Raw genomic sequence first — 21,650 nt, forward strand, 5'->3', positions numbered from 1 at the left:
AACGCGAGGCAAAGCGCCTAAAGGTTTCGATATACCGAAGCATTCCCGATATACTGCCGGTGATGGTGCGCTCACGTTCCAGGGCACCAGGACTATCGAGGGCCAGGCGCTGGCCCTCTTGAAACGGTGATGAGGTCATGGTTATGCCCATCGACCAGGCCACGGCCCGGCGCTTGACGCGCATCGCGGTCGGCGATGCCGTCTCGATCACCGCGAAAGGCTCCATCAAAACGTCGAAAGGAAGGAGTAGATGAAGATCAAGATGAACAACGCGGTAGGGCCGCAAGTCCGAACCGCCAAACCGAAGCCGAGCAAGCTGCTGCCGGTGCTGGGCGCGGCCTCGATGGTCGGCGGCCTCCAGGCCGCGACGCAGTTCTTCGCCCACACGTTCGCCTATCACGCGACCCTCGGCCCCAACGTGGGCCACGTGTACGCGCCCTGGTCGATCCTGCACTGGACGTACAAGTGGTACAGCCAGTACCCGGACGAGATCATGAAGGCCGGCAGCATGGGGATGCTGGTTTCGACCGTGGGCCTGCTGGGCGTGGCCGTGGCGAAGGTCGTCACGTCCAACAGCTCGAAGGCGAACGAGTACCTGCACGGCTCGGCCCGCTGGGCCGAGAAGAAGGACATTCAGGCGGCCGGCCTGCTGCCACGCGAGCGCAACGTCCTGGAGATCGTCACCGGCAAGGCCGCACCCACGGCTACCGGCGTGTACGTGGGCGGCTGGCAGGACAAGGACGGCAATTTCTTCTACCTGCGGCACAGCGGCCCCGAGCACGTGCTGACCTACGCGCCCACGCGCTCGGGCAAGGGCGTCGGCCTGGTGGTGCCCACGCTGCTGTCGTGGGGCGCGAGCAGCGTCATCACCGACTTGAAGGGCGAGTTGTGGGCCTTGACCGCCGGCTGGCGGCAGAAGCACGCCAAGAACAAGGTGCTGCGCTTCGAGCCGGCCAGCACCTCGGGCGGCGTCTGCTGGAATCCGCTGGACGAAATCCGCCTCGGCACCGAATACGAGGTGGGTGACGTGCAGAACCTTGCCACGCTGATCGTTGACCCGGACGGCAAGGGCCTGGACTCGCACTGGCAGAAGACCGCCTTCGCGCTCCTGGTCGGCGTGATCCTGCACGCGCTGTACAAGGCCAAGGACGATGGCGGCACCGCCACGCTGCCGTCCGTCGATGCGATGCTGGCCGACCCGAACCGGGACATTGGCGAGCTTTGGATGGAAATGGCGACCTACGGGCACGTAGACGGCCAGAACCATCACGCCATCGGCTCGGCGGCCCGCGACATGATGGATCGGCCCGAGGAAGAAGCCGGATCGGTGCTGTCCACGGCCAAGTCGTACCTGGCCCTGTACCGCGACCCCGTGGTGGCCCGCAACGTCAGCCGGTCGGACTTCCGCATCAAGCAGTTGATGCACGAGGACGACCCGGTAAGCCTCTACATCGTCACCCAGCCCAACGATAAGGCCCGCCTGCGGCCGCTGGTGCGCGTCATGGTGAACATGATCGTGCGCCTGCTGGCCGACAAGATGGACTTCGAGGGCGGCCGGCCGGTGGCGCACTACAAGCACCGGCTCTTGATGATGCTGGACGAGTTCCCGAGCCTCGGGAAGCTGGAGATCATGCAAGAGTCGCTGGCCTTCGTGGCCGGCTACGGCATCAAGTGCTACCTCATCTGCCAGGACATTAACCAGCTCAAGAGCCGCGAGACGGGCTACGGCCACGACGAAAGCATCACGTCGAACTGCCACGTGCAGAACGCCTACCCGCCCAACCGCGTCGAGACGGCCGAACACCTGTCCCGCCTCACCGGGCAGACCACCGTGGTGAAGGAGCAGATCACGACCAGCGGCCGCCGCACGGCGGCGATGCTGGGCCAGGTGTCGCGCACTTACCAGGAAGTGCAGCGGCCCTTGCTGACGCCCGACGAATGCCTGCGCATGCCGGGGCCAAAGAAGAACGCCCAGGGCGAGATCGAAGAAGCCGGCGACATGGTGATCTACGTCGCGGGCTACCCGGCGATCTACGGCAAGCAACCCCTGTACTTCAAAGACCCAGTGTTCTCGGCACGCGCCGCGATCCCTGCGCCCAAGGTCAGCGACCGCCTGCGCGCCGTCGCACAGGCCGAGACGGAAGGGGAGGGCATCACGATATGAGCCGCATCCTGAAACGCATCGCGGCAGGCGTCGTCATCGCGGGCGTGGCCGCCCTGCTGCTGGCCGCCGGCGGCTATGCCGCCGGTGCCCGCGTGAACACCACCAAGAGCATTCCGGTCGGCCTGTACTGGACGAGCAGCGCGCCGGTGGAGAAGGGGGCCTACGTCCTCTTCTGCCCGCCGCAGCTCGGCGTGTTCGATGACGCCAAGGAGAGGGGCTACATCGGGGCCGGCTTCTGCCAGGGCGGCTACGGCTACATGATGAAGCGCGTTTTAGCCGCTAAAGACGATGCCGTCGCCGTCGCCGATGACGGCGTGCGCGTCAACGGCGAGCTGCTGCCCCTCAGCGCGCCGATCAAGGCCGACAAGGCCGGTCGGCCGCTGCCGCGCTATCAGTCCAACAGCTACACGCTCGGCAATTCCGAGGTGCTGCTTATGTCGGACGTGAGCGCCACATCCTTCGACGGCCGCTACTTCGGCCCGATCAATCGTTCGCAAATCAAGACCGTGATCCGTCCGGTCATCACCTGGTAGGGAGACACACCATGCGCCTTTTCATCGCAGAAAAGCCGTCCGTCGCCAAGGCCATCGCCGGCGAGCTGGGCGCGACCGGCAAGGGCGACGGCTTCATCGAGTGCGGCACCGACAAAGTGACCTGGTGCTTCGGGCACATGCTCGAACAGGCCGACCCCGACGAGTACACGCCCGATGACGTGCCGCGCGGCCAGTCCGGCAAGAAGGTCTGGCGCGTCGATGAGCTGCCCATCATCCCCGAGAGCTGGATTCTCAAGCCCAAGGACGACGCGAAGAAGCAGCTCGCCGTGATCGGCAAGCTGCTCAAGGAGGCCAAGGAGATCGTCAACGCCGGCGACCCCGACCGCGAAGGCCAGTTGCTGGTTGACGAAGTGCTGGAGCACTTCCGCAACAGCAAGCCGGTGCGCCGCTTTTGGGTGAGCGCGCAGGACTCCGTTTCCGTCAAGCGCGGCCTGGCCGCGTTGAAGGAGAACACCACCTATGCAGGCTGGGCCGACGCTGCACGCGGGCGGCAGCGCGCCGACTGGCTGATCGGCATGAACCTCAGCCGCGCGTACACGCTGCGCGCGCAGCGCGGCTCGCGCGCCCTGCTGACCGTGGGCCGCGTGCAGACGCCGACGCTGGCCCTCGTGGTCGCCCGCGACCGCGAGATCGAGGCATTCAAGGCCGTGCCGTACCACACCATCCGGGCGGTGGTGCAGCACGCCGGCGGCAGCTTCGCCGCCGCATGGAAGGCGAAGGAGGATCAAGCCGGCCTGGACAGCGAAGGCCGCCTTGTCGATACCGCCGTCGCCGACGCCCTGGTGGCCGCCGTCAAGGGCCAGCCGGGCACCATCGCCGCGTACAAACAGGAGGCCAAGAAGCAGAACCAGCCGCTGGCCTTCGCCCTGTCCGACATTACGGCACTGGCCTCGGCCAAGTTCGGCTACAGCGCCGAGGACGTGCTGAACACCTGCCAGGCGCTCTACGAGACGCACAAGCTGACCTCGTACCCGCGCACCGACTGCGCCTACCTGCCGGAGTCGCAGCACGCCGACGCGCCGCGCGTGCTGGAGGCGATCAAGCACGTCAACCCCGAACTGGCCGGCCTGGTCGATGGTGCCGATCCGCGTATCAAGTCCAAGACGTGGGACGACTCGAAGATCACCGCGCACCACGGCATCGTGCCGACCATGCAGAAGGGCAGCAAGGCCGCCCTCAGCGAGCGCGAGCGCAACATCTACGACCTGATCGTGCGCGCCTACCTGGCGCAGTTCTACCCGCTGCACGAGTACATGCAGACCACCGTGGGCGTCGAGATCGCGGGCGAGAACTTCGCCGCGAGCGGCAAGGTAGTCACGCGCAACGGCTGGCGTGACGTGTACAGCCAGGCCGACGAGGAAGGCGAGAAGGACGAGGACGACGACAGCGGCACGCAGGCCCTGCCGTCGATGGCCCAGGGCGACGCCGTGACCTGCACGGACGCCACCCGCAAGGACGCCAAGACGAAGCCGCCAGCGCGCTTTACCGAGGGCACGCTGATCCGCGCGATGGAGAACATCCACAAGTTCGTCAGCGATGCCGAGCACAAGAAGATGCTGCGCGAGGGCGACGGCATCGGCACGTCGGCCACCCGCGCGTCGATCATTTCCGAGTTGAAGCGGCGCGAGTTCCTGGCCGTCAAAGGCAAGCAGATCATCAGCACGACCCTCGGCCGCAGCGTCATCGACGCGCTGCCCGAGGTTGTGAAAAGCCCGTGCTGACCGCGCTCTACGAGCGGATGCTGAAAGGCGTCGAGCAGGGCACGGCCGCCCTGGACGCCTTCATCACGAAGCAAGAGACGTTCATCCGCGACCAGGTGGCGAAGGCCAACAGCGGAGCCGTGACCATCGCCGGCGGCAAGGAAGCCGCGCCGGTGTCATCCCTTCACAAGTGCATGGCCTGCGGCGGCGACGTCGCGCCGGCCGAGCAAGAAGAAGGGGCAATTCTGGTGGGGTTGCAGCAACTTCCCCACATGCAAGCAGACCTACCCCGACCTCAAGGGTCGGCCCGACTACAGCAAGGGCCGCAACGGCCCGGCATCCGAATGACCACAGCGAAGGAGATCGACCATGAACGAGCAAACCACCACCAACACCGCCGCCCACGACGAGCCGCTGGCCGTCCTGCCGCCGGTTGACGACGACGCCGCCGGCCGCGAGGCCGTGCGCGAGAAGATGGCCGACGCGCTGACGCCCGGCTTCCAGGTCGAGTTCGACCCCGACGAAGCCGAGCGCGTGGGCGCGTTCGTGGAGGACGCGCTGTCCGAGCAGGACGCCGCCGCGAGCGGCGACGACCTGGTGGAAGTCGATGGCGCGCTGGAGCCGGCATTCCTGGACGACGAAGGCCCGAGCGCCGACATCCCGCCGTTCATCACCACCACGAACGCCCGCGAGCTGTACGACCTGCGGCCCGGCGAGACGGTTGCCCAGGCCGCCGCGCGCAAGGCGTCGGAGGGCTGACCCATGCCGATCACGAAAGCCGAGGCGCAAGGGGTGACGCGGGCTTTCGTCCGCGACTACCCGGCGCGCTGGAGCTGGCCTACAAGTTCCGCGAGGACGCGGCCGAGCTGTACGGGCCGCGAGCGGCCGAGGTGCCGGCCGACATGAAGGGCGGCTACGTGCCCAAGGAGACGCTGCACGCCGGCCGCGCCTACCGTGGCCGCGTGGACGTGCCCTTGCAGAACGTCGAGAGCGCCAGCGACCTACTGATGACGCTGCGGCACGAGGTGCTAGGCCACTACGGGGCCAACACCTTCGCGCCGGGCGAGAAGCGCGCCTTGCTGGACGGCCTGGCGGCCGCCCGCAACGAACCCACCCTCAAGCCGCTATGGGATGACGTGAACCGGCGCTATGCCGGCCAGTCCCTGGACGTGCGCGCCGAGGAAGTGTTTGCCCTGCACTGCGAGGGCATCGAGCCGAGCCAGCACCAGGTCGCCGACCAGGTGCAGCAGCGCGGCCAACAGTCATTCACGGAAACCTGCATCGCCCGCGTGCGGCCCATGCAGGCCGACGACCTGCACAACATCGTGTGCATGGTCGCCCAGGGCCTGCGCGACCGTTCCCGGACACAGCAGAACTTCCCTCAGTTCAACGAGCTATTCCGAAGGGACGAGAACATGGAGCCGAAGAAGCCGTTTCACGAAGTCGTGGCCGAAAAGCTGATCGAGCAGCTCAAGGCCGGCACCGCACCGTGGCAAAAGCCGTGGGAGCCGGGCGAACCCAACGCCTACCTGCCGATGAACCCGACCACCGGCAAGCGGTACAAAGGGATCAACGCCATCCACCTGATGGCCCAGGGCCGCAGCGATGCGCGCTGGATGACCTACAAGCAGGCCGCCGCCGTGGGCGCGCAGGTTCGCAAGGGCGAAAGGCACGCCGGTTCAATACTGGAAGTTCAGCGAAGAGCAAGACAAGCTGGACGACAGCGGCCGGCCCGTCCTCGATGCGAAGGGCCAGCCGGTCAAGGAAACCGTCATGCTGGAGCGGCCGCGCGTGTTCTTTGCGACCGTGTTCAACGGCGAGCAGATCGACGGCCTGCCGCCGCTCCAGCCGAAGAAGGAACAGACTTGGAACGCCGTCGAGCGCGCCGAGCACATCCTGAAAGCCTCGGGCGCGACGATCACCCACGCCGCCGGTGATCGGGCGTTCTACCGCCCTTCGACCGACAGCATCACCCTGCCGGAGCGCGGCCAGTTCCCCAGCTCCGACCGCTACTACGCGACCGCGCTGCACGAGCTGGGCCACTGGACGGGCCACGCTTCGCGCCTTGACCGCGACCTGGCGCACCCGTTCGGGAGCGAGGGGTACGCCAAGGAAGAGCTGCGCGCCGAGATCGCTTCCATGATCGTCGGCGACGAGCTGGGCATCGGCCACGATCCGGGCCAGCACGCCGCCTATGTGGGTTCGTGGATCAAGGCGCTGCAAGACGAGCCGCTGGAGGTGTTCCGCGCGGCCGCCGATGCCGAGAAGATTCACGACTACGTGCTGGCCTTCGAGCAGAAGCAGGTTCAGGAGCAAGACCAGCAGCAGAGCCAGGCCCAGGACGAAGCCGTGGCCCAGGCCCTGGCCGTGGACATTGCCGAAGTCCTGGACAACCCGGACGTGTCTTTCAGCCACTACCAGGCATTCCAGGGCGACACCCTGGAAGACGCCTTGCGCAGCCGTGGCCTCGAAACCGTGGGCAGCATCACCGGCACCGATCCCGAGCAGTTCTACGCGGTCGCGCATGACCGGCTGTCGCCGGTGTTCGGCATCGACCCGAGCCACACCGACACCGACAACGCCTACCTGGAGCGCAAGGGCTTGGCGCAAGAGTTCGCCAACATGGCCGAACAGCTCCACCTCGCGCAGCAGCTCCAGCAGCACGGCGAACAGATCGTGTCGAGCATCGACGCCGAAGCCAGGTGGAGCGACGGCCAGCGCATCTTTGCGTTCCACGACCAGGACGGTGAACCCCACCAGGTTCGCAGCCTGGACGAGCTGAACAACTACGCGCCCGACCAGTTGATGGCCCTGCCGGCGCTGACCCAGCAGCAAGCGGCCGTCGCAGACCAGGAGGCGAACATGACCCCACCGACCAACGACCAGGCGGCCGCCCTGCTGGCCGCCCATCCTGCCGACGCGGTGCAGGGCATCGAGCAGGCCGCCGCCGCGCGCCGGCAGCTCGCCGCCGGCGAGATCGACGGCCAGGCGTTCGCCGACGCGACCCGTCAACACCTTGGCGTTGAGCTGCCGCCCGACTGGAGCGGAGAGCTGCGCATCGTCGGCGTGGCCGAGCAGGACGGCCAGACCGTCGATGCCGCCCAGGCCGGCATCGAGCCGCAGGCGTTCCAGGTCTACGCGCGCAAGGCCGATGCGCAGTTCGGCGAGGACGCCTTTGCCTTCGTCGCCGGCACCCGCACCGAGGGCCAGGCCGAGGCTCTGGCCGAGCGCCTGCACCTGGTCGATGCGCTGGGCACCGACAACCAGCACGAGCGCGCCGCCAAGCTGGCCCGCGTGCAGGAAGAGCGTGTACGGCGCGACCCCAACGCGACCGAAGAGGACATTTCAGCCGCTAAAGAGGCACGCAAGACCGCCGAGGCGTCGGCCATGCTCAACGACAGCGACGCGCAGCGCCGCGCGGCCGAGCTGGAGCGCCAGGAACGCGAGCGGCAGCAGGCGCAGCCGCAGGCCGAGAAGCCCGAACGGCAGTACATCAACGTGCCGTACAAGGAGAAGGACGAGGCCAAGAGCCTCGGGGCGCGTTGGGATCGGCAGCAACAGTCCTGGTACGTGCCGCCGGGCACCGATGCCGCTCCCTTCGCCAAATGGGCGCAGGGAGCCGCTACAGCGGCCGTAGAGCCGCGTTCGGCCCAGCCGGCACCCGAAGCCCAGGGCGAGGCGCAGAAGCCCGCGCAGCAGGCCCAGCAGGCCCGCCAGTACCTGGCCGTGCCCTACGAGCAGCGCAACGCGGCCAAGGCCGCCGGCGCGCTTTGGGACAAGGCCGCGAAGTCCTGGTATGTCGGCCCGCGCGCCGACGCGGCGAAGCTCGAACGCTGGAAGCCCGAGAACGTGCAGGCCCAGCAAGGGCCAGCGATGACGCCAAGGGAAGAGTTCGCCGAGGCCATGCGCAGCGCCGGCCTGTTCACCGGCAGCAACGCCCAGGGCGATCACCCGATCATGGATGGCAAGCGGCACCGCGTGCCGGTCGAGGGCGGCAAGAAGGGCGCGCTCGATGGCTTCTACGTGGGCCACCTGGACGGGCACCCGGCCGGGCGGATCATCAACAACAAGACCGGCACGGACATTACCTGGAAGAGCAAGGGCTACGCCTTGAGCGAGGCGCTCCAGGCCGAGAAGCTGGCACAGCGAGCCGTCGAGCAGGACAAGGCCCAGGAGGCCACCGCGCAGCGCGTCGGTCGGCAGATGGCCGACCTCGTGCCCATCGAGCAGCCGACGCCCTACCTGCAAGCCAAAGGCATCCAGGCGCAGGCCGGCGTGATGACCGACCGCGAAGGCCAGAAGACCTACATCCCGGCCTTCGACGCAGAGGGCAAGCAATGGACGATGCAATACATCCAGGAGGACGGCACTAAGCGGTTCGCCAAGGACTCGAAGAAGGAAGGATGCTTCCACCCGGTCGGCGGCATGGACGCCCTGGCGGCCGCGCCGGCGCTGGTGATCTCGGAGGGCTACGCCACGGCGGCCCAGGTGGCCGAGGCCGTGGGCCACGCCACGGTCGCCGCCTTCGACAGCGGCAACCTTGAGGCCGTGGCGAAGGCGCTGCACGCCAGTTCCCGGACAAGCCGGTCATCATCGCCGGCGACGACGACCGGCACCTGGTCATGACCCACGGCAACAACCCCGGCCGGGAGAAGGCCGAGGCGGCCGCCCAGGCCGTGGGCGGCAAGGCGATCTTCCCGATCTTCGCGCCGGCCGAGAACACCTACCCGCGCGACTTGCCCGCCATCACGCCCGACAGCTTCAAGACCCACCTGCGCGCCGAGCAGCGCCTTGCCGACGCCGCCGCCGGCAAGGTCGAGCTGGCCGGCGACGAGGCGGCCAAGCTCAAGGCGTCGATGTTGAGCGGCGCGCAGATCGCGGCGCTGTCCACGATGAAGCAGCACACCGACTTCAACGACTTGGCGCACAAGAGCGAGCTGGGCATCGAGGGCGTGAAGCGGCAGATCGGCGCGGCCATCAGCCAGGTGCAGCGCGACGAGCAGCAGCACCAGGAGCAGAAGCACGTCGAGAAAAAGCAACAGCAGATCGAGCAGCGCCCACGGCGGGCCGCTCGCATCGGATAAGTCGAAAAATCCGGCTAAAGTGGCCGAGCTGCACATCAGGCCGCGCGGTTTTCCTCCCTGATCGCCGGCGCGGTTTCTTCCTCCCTGAACCGCATGCAGACTTGCCGCCTCGGACACCCCGAGGCGGTTTTTTTTCGCCTCGCTCGGGGTCTCCTCGTTTTCAGTGCAATAAGTGACGGTACGCAAAGCTAGCACTGGCGCGGGGGTGGTCTGTGTTGAATCACGAGCAAAACTGAGCCAGGCGTCACGTCCAAAACTGAGCCACTAAGTTGACGAAGAAATGGACTGTTCGGATGTGGATAAGTCTACTGCGTGATCTGTCTGGGGTGCTCCTTTGGCCGTTTTGGTTCGTGTGGCTCTGATGATCGAAGACGGTTGTGCAGTCGAGTGCCTGAAGCGCCAGCTCTGGTTGCCGGTTTCGACGATGTGGCAGTGATGGGTGAGTCGGTCGAGTAGCGCGGTGGTCATCTTGGCGTCGCCGAACACGCTGGCCCACTCCGAGAACGACAGGTTGGTGGTGACGACCACGCTGGTGCGCTCGTACAGCTTGGACAGCAGGTGGAACAGCAAGGCCCCACCGGCTTGACTGAAGGGCAAATAGCCCATCTCGTCGAGGATGACGAGATCCACGTACATGAGCCGATGTGCCAGTTGCCCGGCCTTACCTTGAGCTTTCTCGGCCTCCAGCAGATTGACCAGCTCGACGGTCGAGAAGAAGCGCACCCGCTTACCATGTGCACGGATGGCATGAACGCCCAGGCTTGTGGCAAGGTGTGTTTTGCCCGTGCCTGGGCCGCCCACGAAGACCACGTTGTGGGCTGAGTCGATGAACTTGAACTCGTGCAGCTGACGCACCAGCGCCTCGTCCACTTGGGCCTGATCAAAGGCAAAGCCAGCCAGATCGCGGTGGTGAGGGAATCGGGCCACCCGCATCTGGTAGGCCATGGAGCGCACTTCCCGGTGCGCGCCCTCGGCCTTGATGAGCTGATGCAGAAGGGCTTCGTGGTCGAGCGATTTGAGCCGGGCGATGCCCAGCAGTTCCGGCCAGGCACTGGCCATGCCGTGCAGGCTCAAGCCCTTGAGGCTTGCTGCGATGTCATTGGACATGGTCATCCTCCTGGGACTGGCGCAGGCTGTCGTAGCGCGACACGTCGGCCTGAGGCGGCTCGTGCAGCGTCAGTGAAGGCAAGGCTGCTTCAGGCAGGCTTTGCACGGCTTGGGGCTCCTTGAGCCTGGCCAGCACGTTGAGCACATGGTCGGCACTCACGCGGCCCGATTGCAGCGCCAACTCCACGGCCACCAGCACGTCATCGAGCCCGTGCAGGGTGATGGCCATGAGCACCTGGGCCATCACCCGGTCGCCGCCAGGGTGGCGAAGCAGGTGCGCTTGCAGGGGCGAAGCGACGTCTGTGCACTGCCGTTCGGCATCAACATCATCACCTTAATCGCCTTTGTTTTCCTCGTACTTTACCCAGCGAAATTCATCGGCGAGGCACAGGGATTGACCGGGGATGATGTCGCTATCTTTGCTTGGCGGGCCGGTATACTGGCTTGTTTCGTCTCGGGGCTCATCGAGTTCTTCGGCAGTTTCGTGGCGGAGAGTATCCGTCGATTTACGCCACGGGCTGCGCTGCTCGCACCCGTTGGAGGCATTGGCCTCTGTTTCCTTTCGATGGACTTTTTCTTTCGTGCCTACGCCTCTCCGCTTCTCGGGCTCGTCACACTCGGTGTCACATTTCTGTTCTATTTTGGACGGCTTCGCATCAAGGGTGGGATCCCTTCCGGCCTGATCATCCTGGTGACCGGCACTGGCCTAGCGTGGATGCTCCATTTTGTCCAAGGCGCGCAGGTAGTCCCGGTCGGAAACCTCGCTGATGCCCGCCTCGCTTTCTATCCGCCAGTTCCTGTGTTGGGCGATCTGGTCGCTTCGTTCTCGATGCTTCCCCTGTTTCTGCCTGTAATTCTCCCCATCGGATGCATCAGTGTGATCATCTCCCTGCAAAACATTGAATCTGCGACGGCCGCCGGGGATCGCTACCCGATGCTGCCTTCAATGCTTTATAATGGCGTATCGTCGATTCTCACGGGCGCGTTCGGCAGCCCGTTTCCGACGAGCATCTACATCGGGCACCCGGGTTGGAAGGCGATTGGGTCGCGAGTGGGTTACTCTGTGCTCAATGCGGTGTTCGTATCTATTCTTTGCCTGACAGGTCTAAAAATAACCTATGGAACACACGAAATTTGAATCAAGCATGCTGCAGATCGCAATCGAGGAGGCGGAAGCAAGTTTCCTAGAGGGAGGCCTTCCCATCGGATCGGTACTCGTCCACCGCGGCAAGCTGGTCTCACGCGGACGCAATCTCCGGGCGCAGACCGGCAGCACTCTCCATCACGCAGAAATGACTGCGCTCGCCAACGCCGGTCGGCAACCGCCGGAATTTTATCGAGAAACTGTGCTCTACACGACGCTTTCGCCCTGTCCAATGTGCACAGGAGCGATGATCCTATATGGTATTCCCAAGGTCGTGATCGGCACCCCAACCGTTCGCGAGTGGGGTGAAGATCGTCTGCGGGAGCTAGGAGTCGAGGTCGTGCACACCCGCAGTGAGGCCTGCGCGGAACTGCTCTCCCGTATGATCACGCAGCAGCGTGAGCTGATCCGGGAAGATGGTGGCAATTTTTTTGCGCAAGCAGGGGTGTGACCGCCATGTACAATGCGGCCAAACTCGGTAGTGAAGCGGTCCACGGTCTTACGAGGCTTCAGAAAATTCCTTTCGATGAGGATCTTATTGAGCGGGTAAGGGCAGCTCGCGGAGGCTCGCCGCGCAACACGCGAGTGTCGCGTGCCATCGACTTGATTTGACGATTGAACCAGCTTCTGTCTTTCGCCCATGACTGATCGGGCCACGGCTAGAAAACGAGTACTGGGCGGCTAGCTTTGCGGAATTTAATCTGATTCACCTATGGATACGTCATCGCTTATAAAAGTGGCGCAGTCTGGGCCGGACGATGTAGGGGCGCTCGACCGAGCGCTTGCGGCGGCGGGTATCCCTCACAGGAAGATCACGGGTATTCTCGGGAAGACGGAGGGTAACGGCTGCGTCAACGACTACACACGCGGATTCGCCACAGCAGCCCTGCGGCACTATCTGCAGCAATTCATGGAGATGACTGCGGTGGATGCTGTGCCGATCATCATGTCGGGTGGCTGTGAAGGAGTGATTTCTCCTCATCTCACTGTATTCTTTGACGTTGATGTGCCCACGGATAGGAAATTCAACCGCATGAGGCCAAGTATGGCACGAGTTTTGGGCCTCGAAACACGTTCGGCCAAGGAAGGTTGAGCGCTCGCTTGCCGCTCAATGGCAAGAGCTTGGGAGGCAGTATGCATTTGGGCCTGGCGCGCGTGCAGCTGCTTCCCCGCAGCGATGGATACCGCCGCTTCACTGGGTCACCAATTGACGCGCTGGTCTACCTCGTCGGGTTGAGCTGCCAGATCCCAATCCGGCTCGCCTTGCGCACCATCATCCACCGGCGCGTCGCAGCCCTCCCACAGCGGTGGCCCGCGTGCCGGGGTGATGTGCGGGGGGGCAGACTCCACCCCGATGTGGTTCAGGATGTGGCGGATTTCGGCGCTGTGGGTGATGAAGGCAATGATGCGCATCTGCCCACCGCACATGGGGCACAGCAGCGGAAATGCCTCGTAGATGCGGGCAATCAGCACCGCCCACAAGTAATGCGCCGCTCGCTTCGGGCGTGCTTCAGGTTCGGGTGTGGGTGTGGCCGCGTTGCCCGGCGCCGCCACCCCAGGTACGCCCGCGCCAGGTTGTGCAGTCTCCACCGTGGCTGGTTGCGACGCAGCAGGCTGGGCCAGCGCCGTTACCGCCGCTCTCAGCGGCGAGTTTGGTGCCAGCACACCAAAGTAGCGGTGCCGGTGGGTGCGTGGCGGTGGCACCAGCGCGGCGATGCGGTCGATCAGTTCCAGCGGTGTGAGGTGCAGCTCATCTGCCTTGGCACCACGCTTGTCACTGGTGGGCTCGCTGCGCTGTTTGGCACAGCGGTACACCAGTTTGCTTCCCTCTTTGCGTAGGCGCTCCATGGAAAACGGTGGACGCGCGCAATAGCGCAGCAGCCGCTCCAGCGCAGCGCGGTCGTGGGCTTCGATGCAGACACCGGCGTCCACCGAGAAGCCGCTGTGTTTGTAGCCCAGCATGTCTTTGGCGTCACAGTTCTCCAGCAGGCCCCGAGCAACGAAGGCGCGCAGGATGCGTTTTTGCAGTGTGGTCTGCACTGGGGCCACGGTAGCCGCATCGATGCCGGTGGCCGCGTGAAAGATGACACCCGGCGATGAGATTCGAGGGGTCGCATCAGCATCGCCCTCGCCCTCCACTTCCTCAAACACCCCGTCCACCACACAAACGTGGAAGTGGACGTGTTCATTGAGGCTGGAGCCGAATCGGTGAATGAAGGCGATGGCACCGATGTGCAGGCCTGCCTTGTCCATATGGGCCGCACCGGGGCTGTGGGTCTGCAGAGTTTGTGCGATCACCCGCAGAAAGATGCGCAGCACCATGCTCAGCACCGCTCCGTCGCGTTGCATGAAGTACCGCAACCTCTTGGGCACGGAGAGCACCCACTGGCGCACCGGCAGGCGGGGGAATACGTGATCGTTCAGGTGCGCTGCTGTCTCCACCATGCGCCGGGTGGTGCACGAGGGGCAGACTCCCCGGCCTTTGCAGGAGAAGGCTACAAAGTAGTCGTGCCCACAGTCGCCGCAGCGAGCGCGGGCAAAGCCATGGGCAAAGATGCCGCACTCAAGATACTTGGCAAACGCTTTGCGCACGAAGGGCTTGGGGGTGTGGTGGTCGCCCTGGCCGTCGAACTGACCCGCGCTGGCCAACTCTAGCCAGGTCTCGTAGTGCTCGGCTACCGTTTGGTACAGCAGCGTGCGTTCGGGGTGGCGTGGGTTGTAGAGCTTGGGCTTGGAAGTGGCTGACATGAATGCTGTACAAATGCACAGTATTCTGCGGCGATTGTTTGGGTACGCAAAGCACAAGGCCCGAACCGTCGCCAGTTCGGGCCTTGTCAGGGTAGCTTGGCTGCGGACTTACTTGCGCGCAGGCGGCACATCCGTGCAGCTGCCATGCGCCACTTCCGCCGCCATGCCGATGCTCTCGCCCAGCGTCGGATGCGGGTGGATGGTCTTGCCGATGTCCACTGCGTCCGCACCCATCTCGATAGCCAGCGCGATCTCTCCGATCATGTCGCCCGCGTGGGTGCCGACCATGCCACCGCCCAGGATCTTGCCGTGGCCCCGGCCAGCATGGCCGTCTCCTGATCCTGCTTCGGGGCTGTCGTCGAACAGCAGCTTGGTGAAGCCTTCGTCGCGGCCGTTGGCAATGGCGCGGCCCGAGGCCGTCCAGGGGAACAGGCCCTTCTTGACCTTGATGCCTTGGGCCTTGGCCTGGTCTTCCGTCAGGCCCACCCAAGCCACTTCAGGGTCGGTGTAGGCCACGCTTGGGATCACGCGGGCGTTGAAGGCGGCGCTTGCCAGCTCTTTGTTGCCTTGCAGTTCACCGGCAATCACTTCTGCCGCCACGTGTGCCTCATGCACCGCCTTGTGCGCCAGCATGGGCTGGCCCACGATGTCGCCGATGGCAAAGATGTGCGGCACGTTGGTGCGCATCTGGATATCGACGTTGATGAAGCCACGGTCCGTGACGGCCACGCCAGCCTTTTCAGCAGCGATCTTTTTGCCGTTGGGCGTGCGGCCCACGGCCTGCAGCACCAGGTCGTACACCTGTGGCTCGGGGGCGGTGCCGCCCTCTTCCGCTGGCGCGAATGTGACCTTGATGCCTTCAGGTGTGGCCTCGGCACCGACGGTTTTCGTCTTCAACATGATGTTGTCGAAGCGCTTGGCGTTCATCTTTTGCCAGATCTTGACGAGGTCGCGGTCGGCGCCCTGCATCAGGCCTTCCATCATCTCCACCACATCCAGGCGTGCGCCCAGGGTGCTGTACACCGTGCCCATTTCCAGGCCGATGATGCCGCCACCCAGGATGAGCATGCGTTTGGGCACGCCGCTGAGCGCCAGCGCGCCGGTGGAATCGACCACGCGCGGGTCGTTGGGCATGAACGGCAGGCGCACGGCCTGGCTGCCAGCGGCGATGATGGCGCGCTTGAAGGCGATGACCTTCTTGGTGCCCGTCTTCTCCTGGCCCGTGCCGGTGGTTTCTTCCACTTCGAGGTGGTTGGCGCCGACAAAGGCACCGTAGCCGCGAACGGTGGTGACCTTGCGCATTTTGGCCATGGCGGGGTCTCCTCGTTTTCAGTGCAATAAGTGACGGTACGCAAAGCTAGCACTGGCGCGGGGGTGGTCTGGGTAGACCGTTGATTTCATTGACTTTCCTGTTCGCTTTGTAAACGGGTATGGTGGCCTCCCACTTTTGAGGTTCACGATGCAGGGTTGGCACACAACGTTTTTGGGGATGCGTGGGCTCCCCCGCGATATCAGCGACTTCGAGATGAAGGCATTTTTCACCTTCGATGGTGCCGAGCGCGACGCAATCAATGCACGCCGAGGTGATTCCCACAAGCTTGGTCTGGCGCTCCATATTGGTTTCCTGCGCATGAGTGGGCGTTTGCTCGGTGCCTTTCGGGTAATTCCAGTAGCCTTGTGGCGCCACCTTGGCAACGAGCTTGGCATTGCAGCACCAGAAGTCGCCTCGCTGAGAGCCATGTATGAACGCGGGCGCACGCTATTCGATCACCAACAAGTAGCCTGCACGGTCCTTGGATTCCAGTGGATGAGCGAGCACCAGCGCCGCTCACTGGTACGTGAACTGCGCGACGAAGTGGCGCGCTGCGCCGACCGCGATCAGCTACTCGTGCGGGCGCGTCAATGGCTGTACAAGAACAAGCTGGTGATCGTGCACGAGCGGGCAATTCGGACACTGATTGCGGCGGCACTTGCCCAGCTTGAAGTTGAAACAGGCACCGCCATCGCCGCCAGCGTTGATCCAGCAACACTTGATCGCTGGCGAGCCTCAGTTTCAGAGCTGCGCCCAGATGGACAAACCCAGCAGAGTTGGCTATGGGCTGCACCGGCGAAACACTCAACCCGCCAAATCAGCGAGGTACTGGAGCGCATCGACCTGCTTTACACGCTGGACGTTCATAAGCACCTGGCAGACATCCCCGATCTCATCTTGCGCCGCTACGCGCGCCGACTTGTCTCCAGGCCGCCCTCAGCCGGAGCCAAGATCAAAGAGCCAGCGCGCACCGTGGAGGTCGCATGCTTTCTTCGGTATTGCCTGTTCACCACCACAGACCAGTTGATCCTTATGGTGCAGCGCCGGATCGCCGATCTGTGGCGTCAGGCTGCCGCCGATGTCCCCGCTACCGTCAATTGGGCCGCAATGTACAAAACGCTGCTCGGCGAACTTGTTGCCTTGAGCGCGCAAGGTGCGGTGCCAGATGCTGAGTTGCGTGCCCGTCTTGAAGCCTTGATCACCGAAACCCAGAAACGCAAACCACCGAGCAGGGCCTCCCTGGTCCGCGAGGGATTGATTGATGGAATTCGCCCCGTGCGGTCGTTGCTCGTCGCCATTGCAAAGCTGCCCTGGCAGGCCACCGGCGAGCATCCTGCCATCGAGTACCTTGCCAAGCTGCAAGCTTTATATCTCAAAGGATCCAGAAAGCTGCCAGTTGAAGTGGTGGCACCAAGTCTGGGAATGATCTGGCAGGTTTCGATCTCCAGCCCAGACCGGGAACACACTCAATCCGGAGAGGCAAGAAATGCAGTTGAACGAGGCTGCATAAAAACACGGTCTACACGACAACTACGTTGACAAACACCGGTGTTTCGTGAAACCATGCCATCAGACAGGTTTACCAGAAAAAGGGAGATACCATGAGCCACACCGCCACACCTACTCTTTACACCGGGTTTCACCAGCTGGTCACCGGGGATGTCGCGGGCACGGTGCTTAATGGCGTCGATATTCTGGTGAGAGACGGGGAGATTATTGGCCTTGGCCCGGATCTGCCCCGAACTCTGGCCCCAATTGGCGTTGGCCAGGAACAGGGTGTTGAGGTGGTGAACTGCCGGGGGCTGACCGCCTATCCGGGGCTGATCAACACCCATCACCATTTTTTTCAGGCCTTTGTCCGCAATCTTGCCCCCCTCGACTGGACCCAGCTTGATGTGCTGGCCTGGCTGCGCAAGATCTACCCGGTGTTTGCCCTGGTGGATGAAGACTGCATCTACCACAGCACAGTGGTGTCCATGGCGGAGCTGATCAAGCACGGCTGCACCACCGCGTTTGATCACCAGTACAACTACAGCCGCCGGGGTGGACCCTTTCTGGTGGACCGCCAGTTTGATGCCGCTAACCTGCTGGGGCTGCGTTTTCACGCCGGGCGCGGCTGCATCACCCTGCCGATGGCGGAGGGCAGCACCATTCCCGATGCCATGCGGGAGAGCACCGATACTTTTCTTGCCGATTGCGAACGCCTGGTGAGCCGCTTTCATGACCCGCGGCCCTTCGCCATGCAGCGGGTGGTGGTGGCGCCCTGCGGGCCGGTGATTGCCTACCCGGAAACCTTCGTCGAGTCTGCCCGTCTGGCCCGCCACCTGGGGGTGAGCCTGCACACCCATCTGGGGGAGGGGGAAACCCCCGCCATGGTGGCCCGTTTTGGCGAGCGCAGCCTCGACTGGTGCGAAAACCGGGGCTTTGTCGGGCCGGATGTGTGGCTCGCCCACGGCTGGGAATTCACCGCAGCGGACATCGCCCGCCTTGCCGCCACCGGCACCGGTGTTGCCCATTGCCCGGCGCCGGTGTTTCTGGTGGGTGCCGAAGTCACCGACATTCCCGCCATGGCGGCGGCAGGTGTGCGGGTGGGCTTTGGGGTGGATGGCCACGCCTCCAACGACAGCTCGAACCTCGCCGAGTGCATCCGCCTTGCCTACCTGCTCCAGTGCCTGAAGGCCAGTGAGCGCCAGCATCCGGTGCCAGCTCCCTATGACTTTCTGCGCATGGCCACCCAGGGTGGTGCGGATTGCCTCAACCGGCCTGATCTCGGCGCCCTCGCCGTGGGCAGGGCTGCGGATTTCTTTGCCGTCGATCTGAACCGGATCGAATACATCGGCGCCAACCACGATCCACGGAGCCTGCCCGCGAAAGTGGGTTTTTCCGGCCCCGTGGACATGACCGTGATCAACGGCAAGGTGGTGTGGCGCAACGGTGAATTTCCGGGCCTTGATGAAATGGAGCTGGCCCGGGCTGCGGACGGGGTGTTTCGCCGGGTGATTTACGGCGATCCTTTGGTGGCAGCCCTTCGACGGGGCACCGGTGTCACACCATGCTGAGGCCGGTGATGAGTTTCTTGAGCAAAAGGTTTATTGCCTCGGGTCTACCATAACCCCCGTAGAGTGCCATGGATGCATAGTAGTGGGTGATGAAATAGGCGACCAGATCCCGGTCCACCGGCGCGCCTTTTTGCTGTTCGGCAATGTCGAAATACGGCCCCAGAACTTTTTTGTACATGTCGACCCGGGCATCGAAACTGATAAGGCTCAATTTTTTCAGGTAGCTGGTATTGGCGGCGCTGAGCTTCTGGGCAAGGTCACTGGTAAAGAAGTGGTGCAGGTAATCTGTCACCACATCCAGCCGGTTTTCCGCCGAAGGGTTTGCCTCTATGGCATTTTGCAGGCCCGATTCAAATTCGCTTCTGATCTTTAAATAGATGCTGGTCAGGATTTCTTCGACAGTGCTGAAGTGGCGGTACAGGGAAGTTCTGGAAATGTTTGCCAGCTTGTAGATCTCGGTCATGGTGATGCCGCTTTCACCCTGTCGCAGGGTGAGTTCAAGTGCCGCAGCAATGATTCTTTTCCGGGTTTCAAGAGCTCTGGTGCCTGGTTCTTTGGTCATGTCATACCGTCAATAATTCAGAAGAGCGCAATGTTCGAGCTTGACTGTTCGAGCTTGACTATTCGAGTTTCAATGTTCGGCCTGGCGAGCCAGGCATGGGCAGCCCTGATCATGGAGAGCTCTCGATAACTCGATAATGCGCAGCTCTCGATGATAACCAGCTCTCGATGATAACTAGCTCTCGATGATAGGCAGCTCCCGATCTGCATGGCAATGGTTGCGATGCACCGGATCTTGCTACGGGACAGGGATGTTTTCACTGGCGGAGGTCTTGCAATACCAATCCGTTGCAAGACCAATCTCCTTGCAAGACCAACCCCGGTGATGGCGAGGGATTATCCGGTAACTGCGGTCACAAAGCCAAGGCCCACAGTCACAACGCCTCGGCTCATAGCGGCGGCAGCAGTACGTAGTAGGCGCCGAGCACCACGGCAAGACCGTAGGCGATGGGGTGTACCTGGCGGGCGCGGCCGGTGATCACCATGGCGATGGCGTAGACGATCAGCCCTATGGCCATGCCATCGCTGATGGAGGTAACCGCCATCAGGATCAGGGTCAGGGTGGCAGCGCCGCCGGTGATGACATCGGAAAAATCGATGCGCGCCACTTCCACGAACATCAAGAGGCCAATGAACACCAGTGCCGGGGCCGAGGCCTCGGCGGGAATGATAAGAATCAGCGGGTTCAGATACAGGGCCAGGAAAAAGAACAGGCCCACGAAAATGGCGACAAGGCCGGTGCGCCCGCCACTTTCGATACCGGCGGCGGATTCGCCGAAACAGATGGCGGTGGAGGTGCCCGCCAGGGAGGCGCCGATGGCGGCCATGGCATCCGCCGACAGGGCCTCGGTCGGCTTCAGCATCGCGCCCTGGTCATCGACAAGACCGGCCCGCTGGCACAGGGCGTTCATGGCCGCGAGGGAGCTGAACAGGTCCATGAACACCAGGGACAGCATGGCTGGCAGGGCAATGCCGAGATGCGACCACAGATAGCCAAAATCGAGCGCCAGCCACAGGTCACCAAAGCCTGTCGGCTGGGCCAGGGCGGCGCTCGGCATCGGAGTCAGGGAACCTGTGGCTGTGGGGATAAAAAAGCCGATGGCGGTGAGCAGTATGATGGTGAGAATGATCGCCCCGGGCACCCGCCGGGCCATGAGTCCCATGACAATCGGGATGCCGGACAGCGCCAGCAGCACCGTGGGTGCCGTGACCACGCCGATCTGCACCAGGGAGGGGGCCGGGGCCGCCACCACAATGCCCGCCGTTTTGAGGCCGATGAACATGATGAAAAGACCGATGCCCGCCGTCAGCGCCCGGCGCAGGGCATCGGGGAAGGCATCGAGCAGCAGCCGCCGGATGCCGGTGAGGGTGAGGACAAGAAACACCACCCCGCTCCAGAACACCAGCCCCAGCGCGCCCTGCCAGGGCACGCCAAGGCCCAGAATGAGGGTGTAGGCCACCAGTCCATTGGCGCCCATGCCGGGCGCCACGGCGATGGGCAGATTGGCCATGAGCCCCATCAGAATGGAAAAAACCCCCGCCACCACGGCGGTGATGGTGAGCACCTGGGCTCTGTCCATGCCGGCATCGGACATGATCAGTGGATGCACCACCAGGATGTAGGACATGGTGGCAAAGGTGGTCACCGCCGCCAGCAACTCCCGCTGCACGGTAGTGCCCCGGGAACTCAGTTCGAAAAAGCGGTCCACCCGCTCCATCGGGGTAGGCATGGGGGTAGGGGTGCAGTCGGGCGCGGCGGTATCAGCAGACTTGTTCAAGGGCAGCCTCGGGAGCAGTGGCAGCAGCGGATGGTTTTGAAAACCTGTCCAAATGGTCTGCAAATTGCGTACCGACGGCTGTTGTTCCGCTTTGATCTGTGCCAGGACAAGGGTTTGTGCACATTGTTCAGACTGTGATTGTCTGACCTGTTGTAAAGGATCAGACGCCAGACGTTGCACGTTAGACGCTGCACGTCAGACGTCAGACGCAACCGCAGTGCACCGGGCCTCGGCAGGATGCTCTTGCATTCGTGTTGCGTGTTCACGTCAGACGTCAGAACTGCCATGGCCCATGCACAACAGTGCTGAAGGGTTCACGGATAGGAAATTCAACCGCATGAGGCCAAGTATGGCACGAGTTTTGGGCCTCGAAACACGTTCGGCCAAGGAAGGTTGAGCGCTCGCTTGCCGCTCAATGGCAAGAGCTTGGGAGGCAGTA

Annotated in this window: 11 protein-coding genes and 6 pseudogenes; 11 read left to right on the forward strand and 6 right to left on the reverse strand. The window is 63.6% G+C overall.

Annotation, left to right across the window (positions count from 1 at the left end; translation table 11 throughout):
* Positions 1 to 19 precede the first annotated feature (19 nt).
* The 6 genes and pseudogenes from IG197_RS37065 to IG197_RS35170 all read left to right on the forward strand — a co-directional run.
* A pseudogene (locus IG197_RS37065) lies at positions 20 to 254 on the forward strand (conjugal transfer protein TraI); the annotation flags it as partial.
* On the forward strand, positions 251 to 2,164 hold the full coding sequence (locus IG197_RS35150) for a type IV secretory system conjugative DNA transfer family protein (RefSeq protein ID WP_000694765.1): 1,914 nt from the start codon (positions 251 to 253) through the stop codon (positions 2,162 to 2,164). The pseudogene IG197_RS37065 and the gene IG197_RS35150, both read left to right, overlap by 4 nt.
* Positions 2,161 to 2,697, forward strand: a complete 537-nt coding sequence (gene traF / locus IG197_RS35155; RefSeq protein WP_006122512.1) for a conjugative transfer signal peptidase TraF — start codon at positions 2,161 to 2,163, stop codon at positions 2,695 to 2,697. The genes IG197_RS35150 and traF overlap by 4 nt, the downstream gene beginning before the upstream one ends.
* Positions 2,698 to 2,708: 11 nt before the next feature.
* A pseudogene (locus tag IG197_RS35160) lies at positions 2,709 to 4,766 on the forward strand (DNA topoisomerase III).
* A gap of 21 nt (positions 4,767 to 4,787) precedes the next feature.
* Positions 4,788 to 5,177 (forward strand): protein TraD, encoded by a 390-nt coding sequence (locus IG197_RS35165; protein ID WP_006122510.1) that lies wholly within the window; start codon positions 4,788 to 4,790, stop codon positions 5,175 to 5,177.
* Positions 5,178 to 5,180: 3 nt separating this feature from the next.
* Positions 5,181 to 9,502, forward strand: a pseudogene (locus IG197_RS35170) (zincin-like metallopeptidase domain-containing protein).
* Between the two features lie 264 nt (positions 9,503 to 9,766).
* On the opposite strand, the gene istB reads toward IG197_RS35170, so the two are convergent.
* Together istB and IG197_RS35180 are read right to left on the reverse strand one after the other, a co-directional pair.
* Positions 9,767 to 10,609 carry an IS21-like element ISAav1 family helper ATPase IstB gene (gene istB, locus IG197_RS35175; RefSeq protein ID WP_019372643.1) on the reverse strand — a complete coding sequence of 281 codons (843 nt, stop codon included), beginning with the start codon at positions 10,607 to 10,609 and terminating at the stop codon, positions 9,767 to 9,769.
* Positions 10,599 to 10,895, reverse strand: a pseudogene (locus tag IG197_RS35180) (IS21 family transposase); the annotation flags it as partial. The pseudogene IG197_RS35180 and the gene istB, both read right to left, overlap by 11 nt.
* Between IG197_RS35180 and IG197_RS35185 the strand changes: the two are divergent.
* The 3 genes from IG197_RS35185 (at position 10,872) to IG197_RS35195 (ending at position 12,846) form a co-directional block, all read left to right on the forward strand.
* Entirely contained in the window at positions 10,872 to 11,747 is an 876-nt protein-coding gene (locus IG197_RS35185; protein WP_058487124.1) for a hypothetical protein, read from the forward strand. The pseudogene IG197_RS35180 and the gene IG197_RS35185 sit on opposite strands and share 24 nt — an antisense overlap.
* 7 nt (positions 11,748 to 11,754) lie before the next feature.
* Positions 11,755 to 12,204, forward strand: a complete 450-nt coding sequence (locus tag IG197_RS35190) for a nucleoside deaminase (protein WP_040435306.1) — start codon at positions 11,755 to 11,757, stop codon at positions 12,202 to 12,204.
* A 261-nt stretch (positions 12,205 to 12,465) separates the two neighbouring features.
* Entirely contained in the window at positions 12,466 to 12,846 is a 381-nt protein-coding gene (locus IG197_RS35195; protein WP_064987548.1) for a ring-opening amidohydrolase, read from the forward strand.
* A 107-nt stretch (positions 12,847 to 12,953) separates the two neighbouring features.
* On the opposite strand, the gene IG197_RS35200 is transcribed toward IG197_RS35195, so the two are convergent.
* Positions 12,954 to 14,501 carry an IS91-like element ISPps1 family transposase gene (locus IG197_RS35200; protein WP_008328818.1) on the reverse strand — a complete coding sequence of 516 codons (1,548 nt, stop codon included), beginning with the start codon at positions 14,499 to 14,501 and terminating at the stop codon, positions 12,954 to 12,956.
* 108 nt (positions 14,502 to 14,609) lie between these two features.
* Positions 14,610 to 15,824, reverse strand: a pseudogene (locus tag IG197_RS35205) (NAD(P)/FAD-dependent oxidoreductase); the annotation flags it as partial.
* A 136-nt stretch (positions 15,825 to 15,960) separates the two neighbouring features.
* Here IG197_RS35205 and IG197_RS35210 point away from each other — a divergent pair.
* Positions 15,961 to 17,274: pseudogene (locus tag IG197_RS35210) on the forward strand (Tn3-like element IS1071 family transposase); the annotation flags it as partial.
* 140 nt (positions 17,275 to 17,414) lie between these two features.
* A complete protein-coding gene (locus IG197_RS35215; protein ID WP_192321895.1) occupies positions 17,415 to 18,872 on the forward strand; it encodes an amidohydrolase in 1,458 nt (485 codons plus the stop codon).
* On the opposite strand, the gene IG197_RS35220 is transcribed toward IG197_RS35215, so the two are convergent.
* Both IG197_RS35220 and IG197_RS35225 read right to left on the reverse strand, forming a co-directional pair.
* Complete coding sequence (locus IG197_RS35220) at positions 18,859 to 19,434, reverse strand: TetR/AcrR family transcriptional regulator (protein WP_011117161.1); 576 nt, start codon at positions 19,432 to 19,434, stop codon at positions 18,859 to 18,861. The genes IG197_RS35215 and IG197_RS35220 overlap by 14 nt on opposite strands.
* Positions 19,435 to 19,822: 388 nt before the next feature.
* The gene (locus IG197_RS35225; protein ID WP_160329382.1) at positions 19,823 to 21,211 is read right to left on the reverse strand and encodes an NCS2 family permease; all 1,389 of its coding nucleotides are present in this window, start codon (positions 21,209 to 21,211) and stop codon (positions 19,823 to 19,825) included.
* Between the last annotated feature and the right edge of the window lie 439 nt (positions 21,212 to 21,650).

Origin of the sequence: Aminobacter sp. SR38 (assembly GCF_014843375.1) — a bacterium.
In the GTDB taxonomy this organism is placed as follows: domain Bacteria; phylum Pseudomonadota; class Alphaproteobacteria; order Rhizobiales; family Rhizobiaceae; genus Aminobacter; species Aminobacter ciceronei.

Coding starts and splice junctions, on each gene's coding strand:
- IG197_RS35150 (WP_000694765.1), top strand. CDS start 251: ATGAAGATCAAGATGAACAACGCGGTAGGGCCGCAAGTCCGAACCGCC.
- traF (WP_006122512.1), top strand. CDS start 2,161: ATGAGCCGCATCCTGAAACGCATCGCGGCAGGCGTCGTCATCGCGGGC.
- IG197_RS35165 (WP_006122510.1), top strand. CDS start 4,788: ATGAACGAGCAAACCACCACCAACACCGCCGCCCACGACGAGCCGCTG.
- istB (WP_019372643.1), bottom strand. CDS start 10,609: ATGTCCAATGACATCGCAGCAAGCCTCAAGGGCTTGAGCCTGCACGGC.
- IG197_RS35190 (WP_040435306.1), top strand. CDS start 11,755: ATGCTGCAGATCGCAATCGAGGAGGCGGAAGCAAGTTTCCTAGAGGGA.
- IG197_RS35195 (WP_064987548.1), top strand. CDS start 12,466: ATGGATACGTCATCGCTTATAAAAGTGGCGCAGTCTGGGCCGGACGAT.
- IG197_RS35200 (WP_008328818.1), bottom strand. CDS start 14,501: ATGTCAGCCACTTCCAAGCCCAAGCTCTACAACCCACGCCACCCCGAA.
- IG197_RS35215 (WP_192321895.1), top strand. CDS start 17,415: ATGAGCCACACCGCCACACCTACTCTTTACACCGGGTTTCACCAGCTG.
- IG197_RS35220 (WP_011117161.1), bottom strand. CDS start 19,434: ATGACCAAAGAACCAGGCACCAGAGCTCTTGAAACCCGGAAAAGAATC.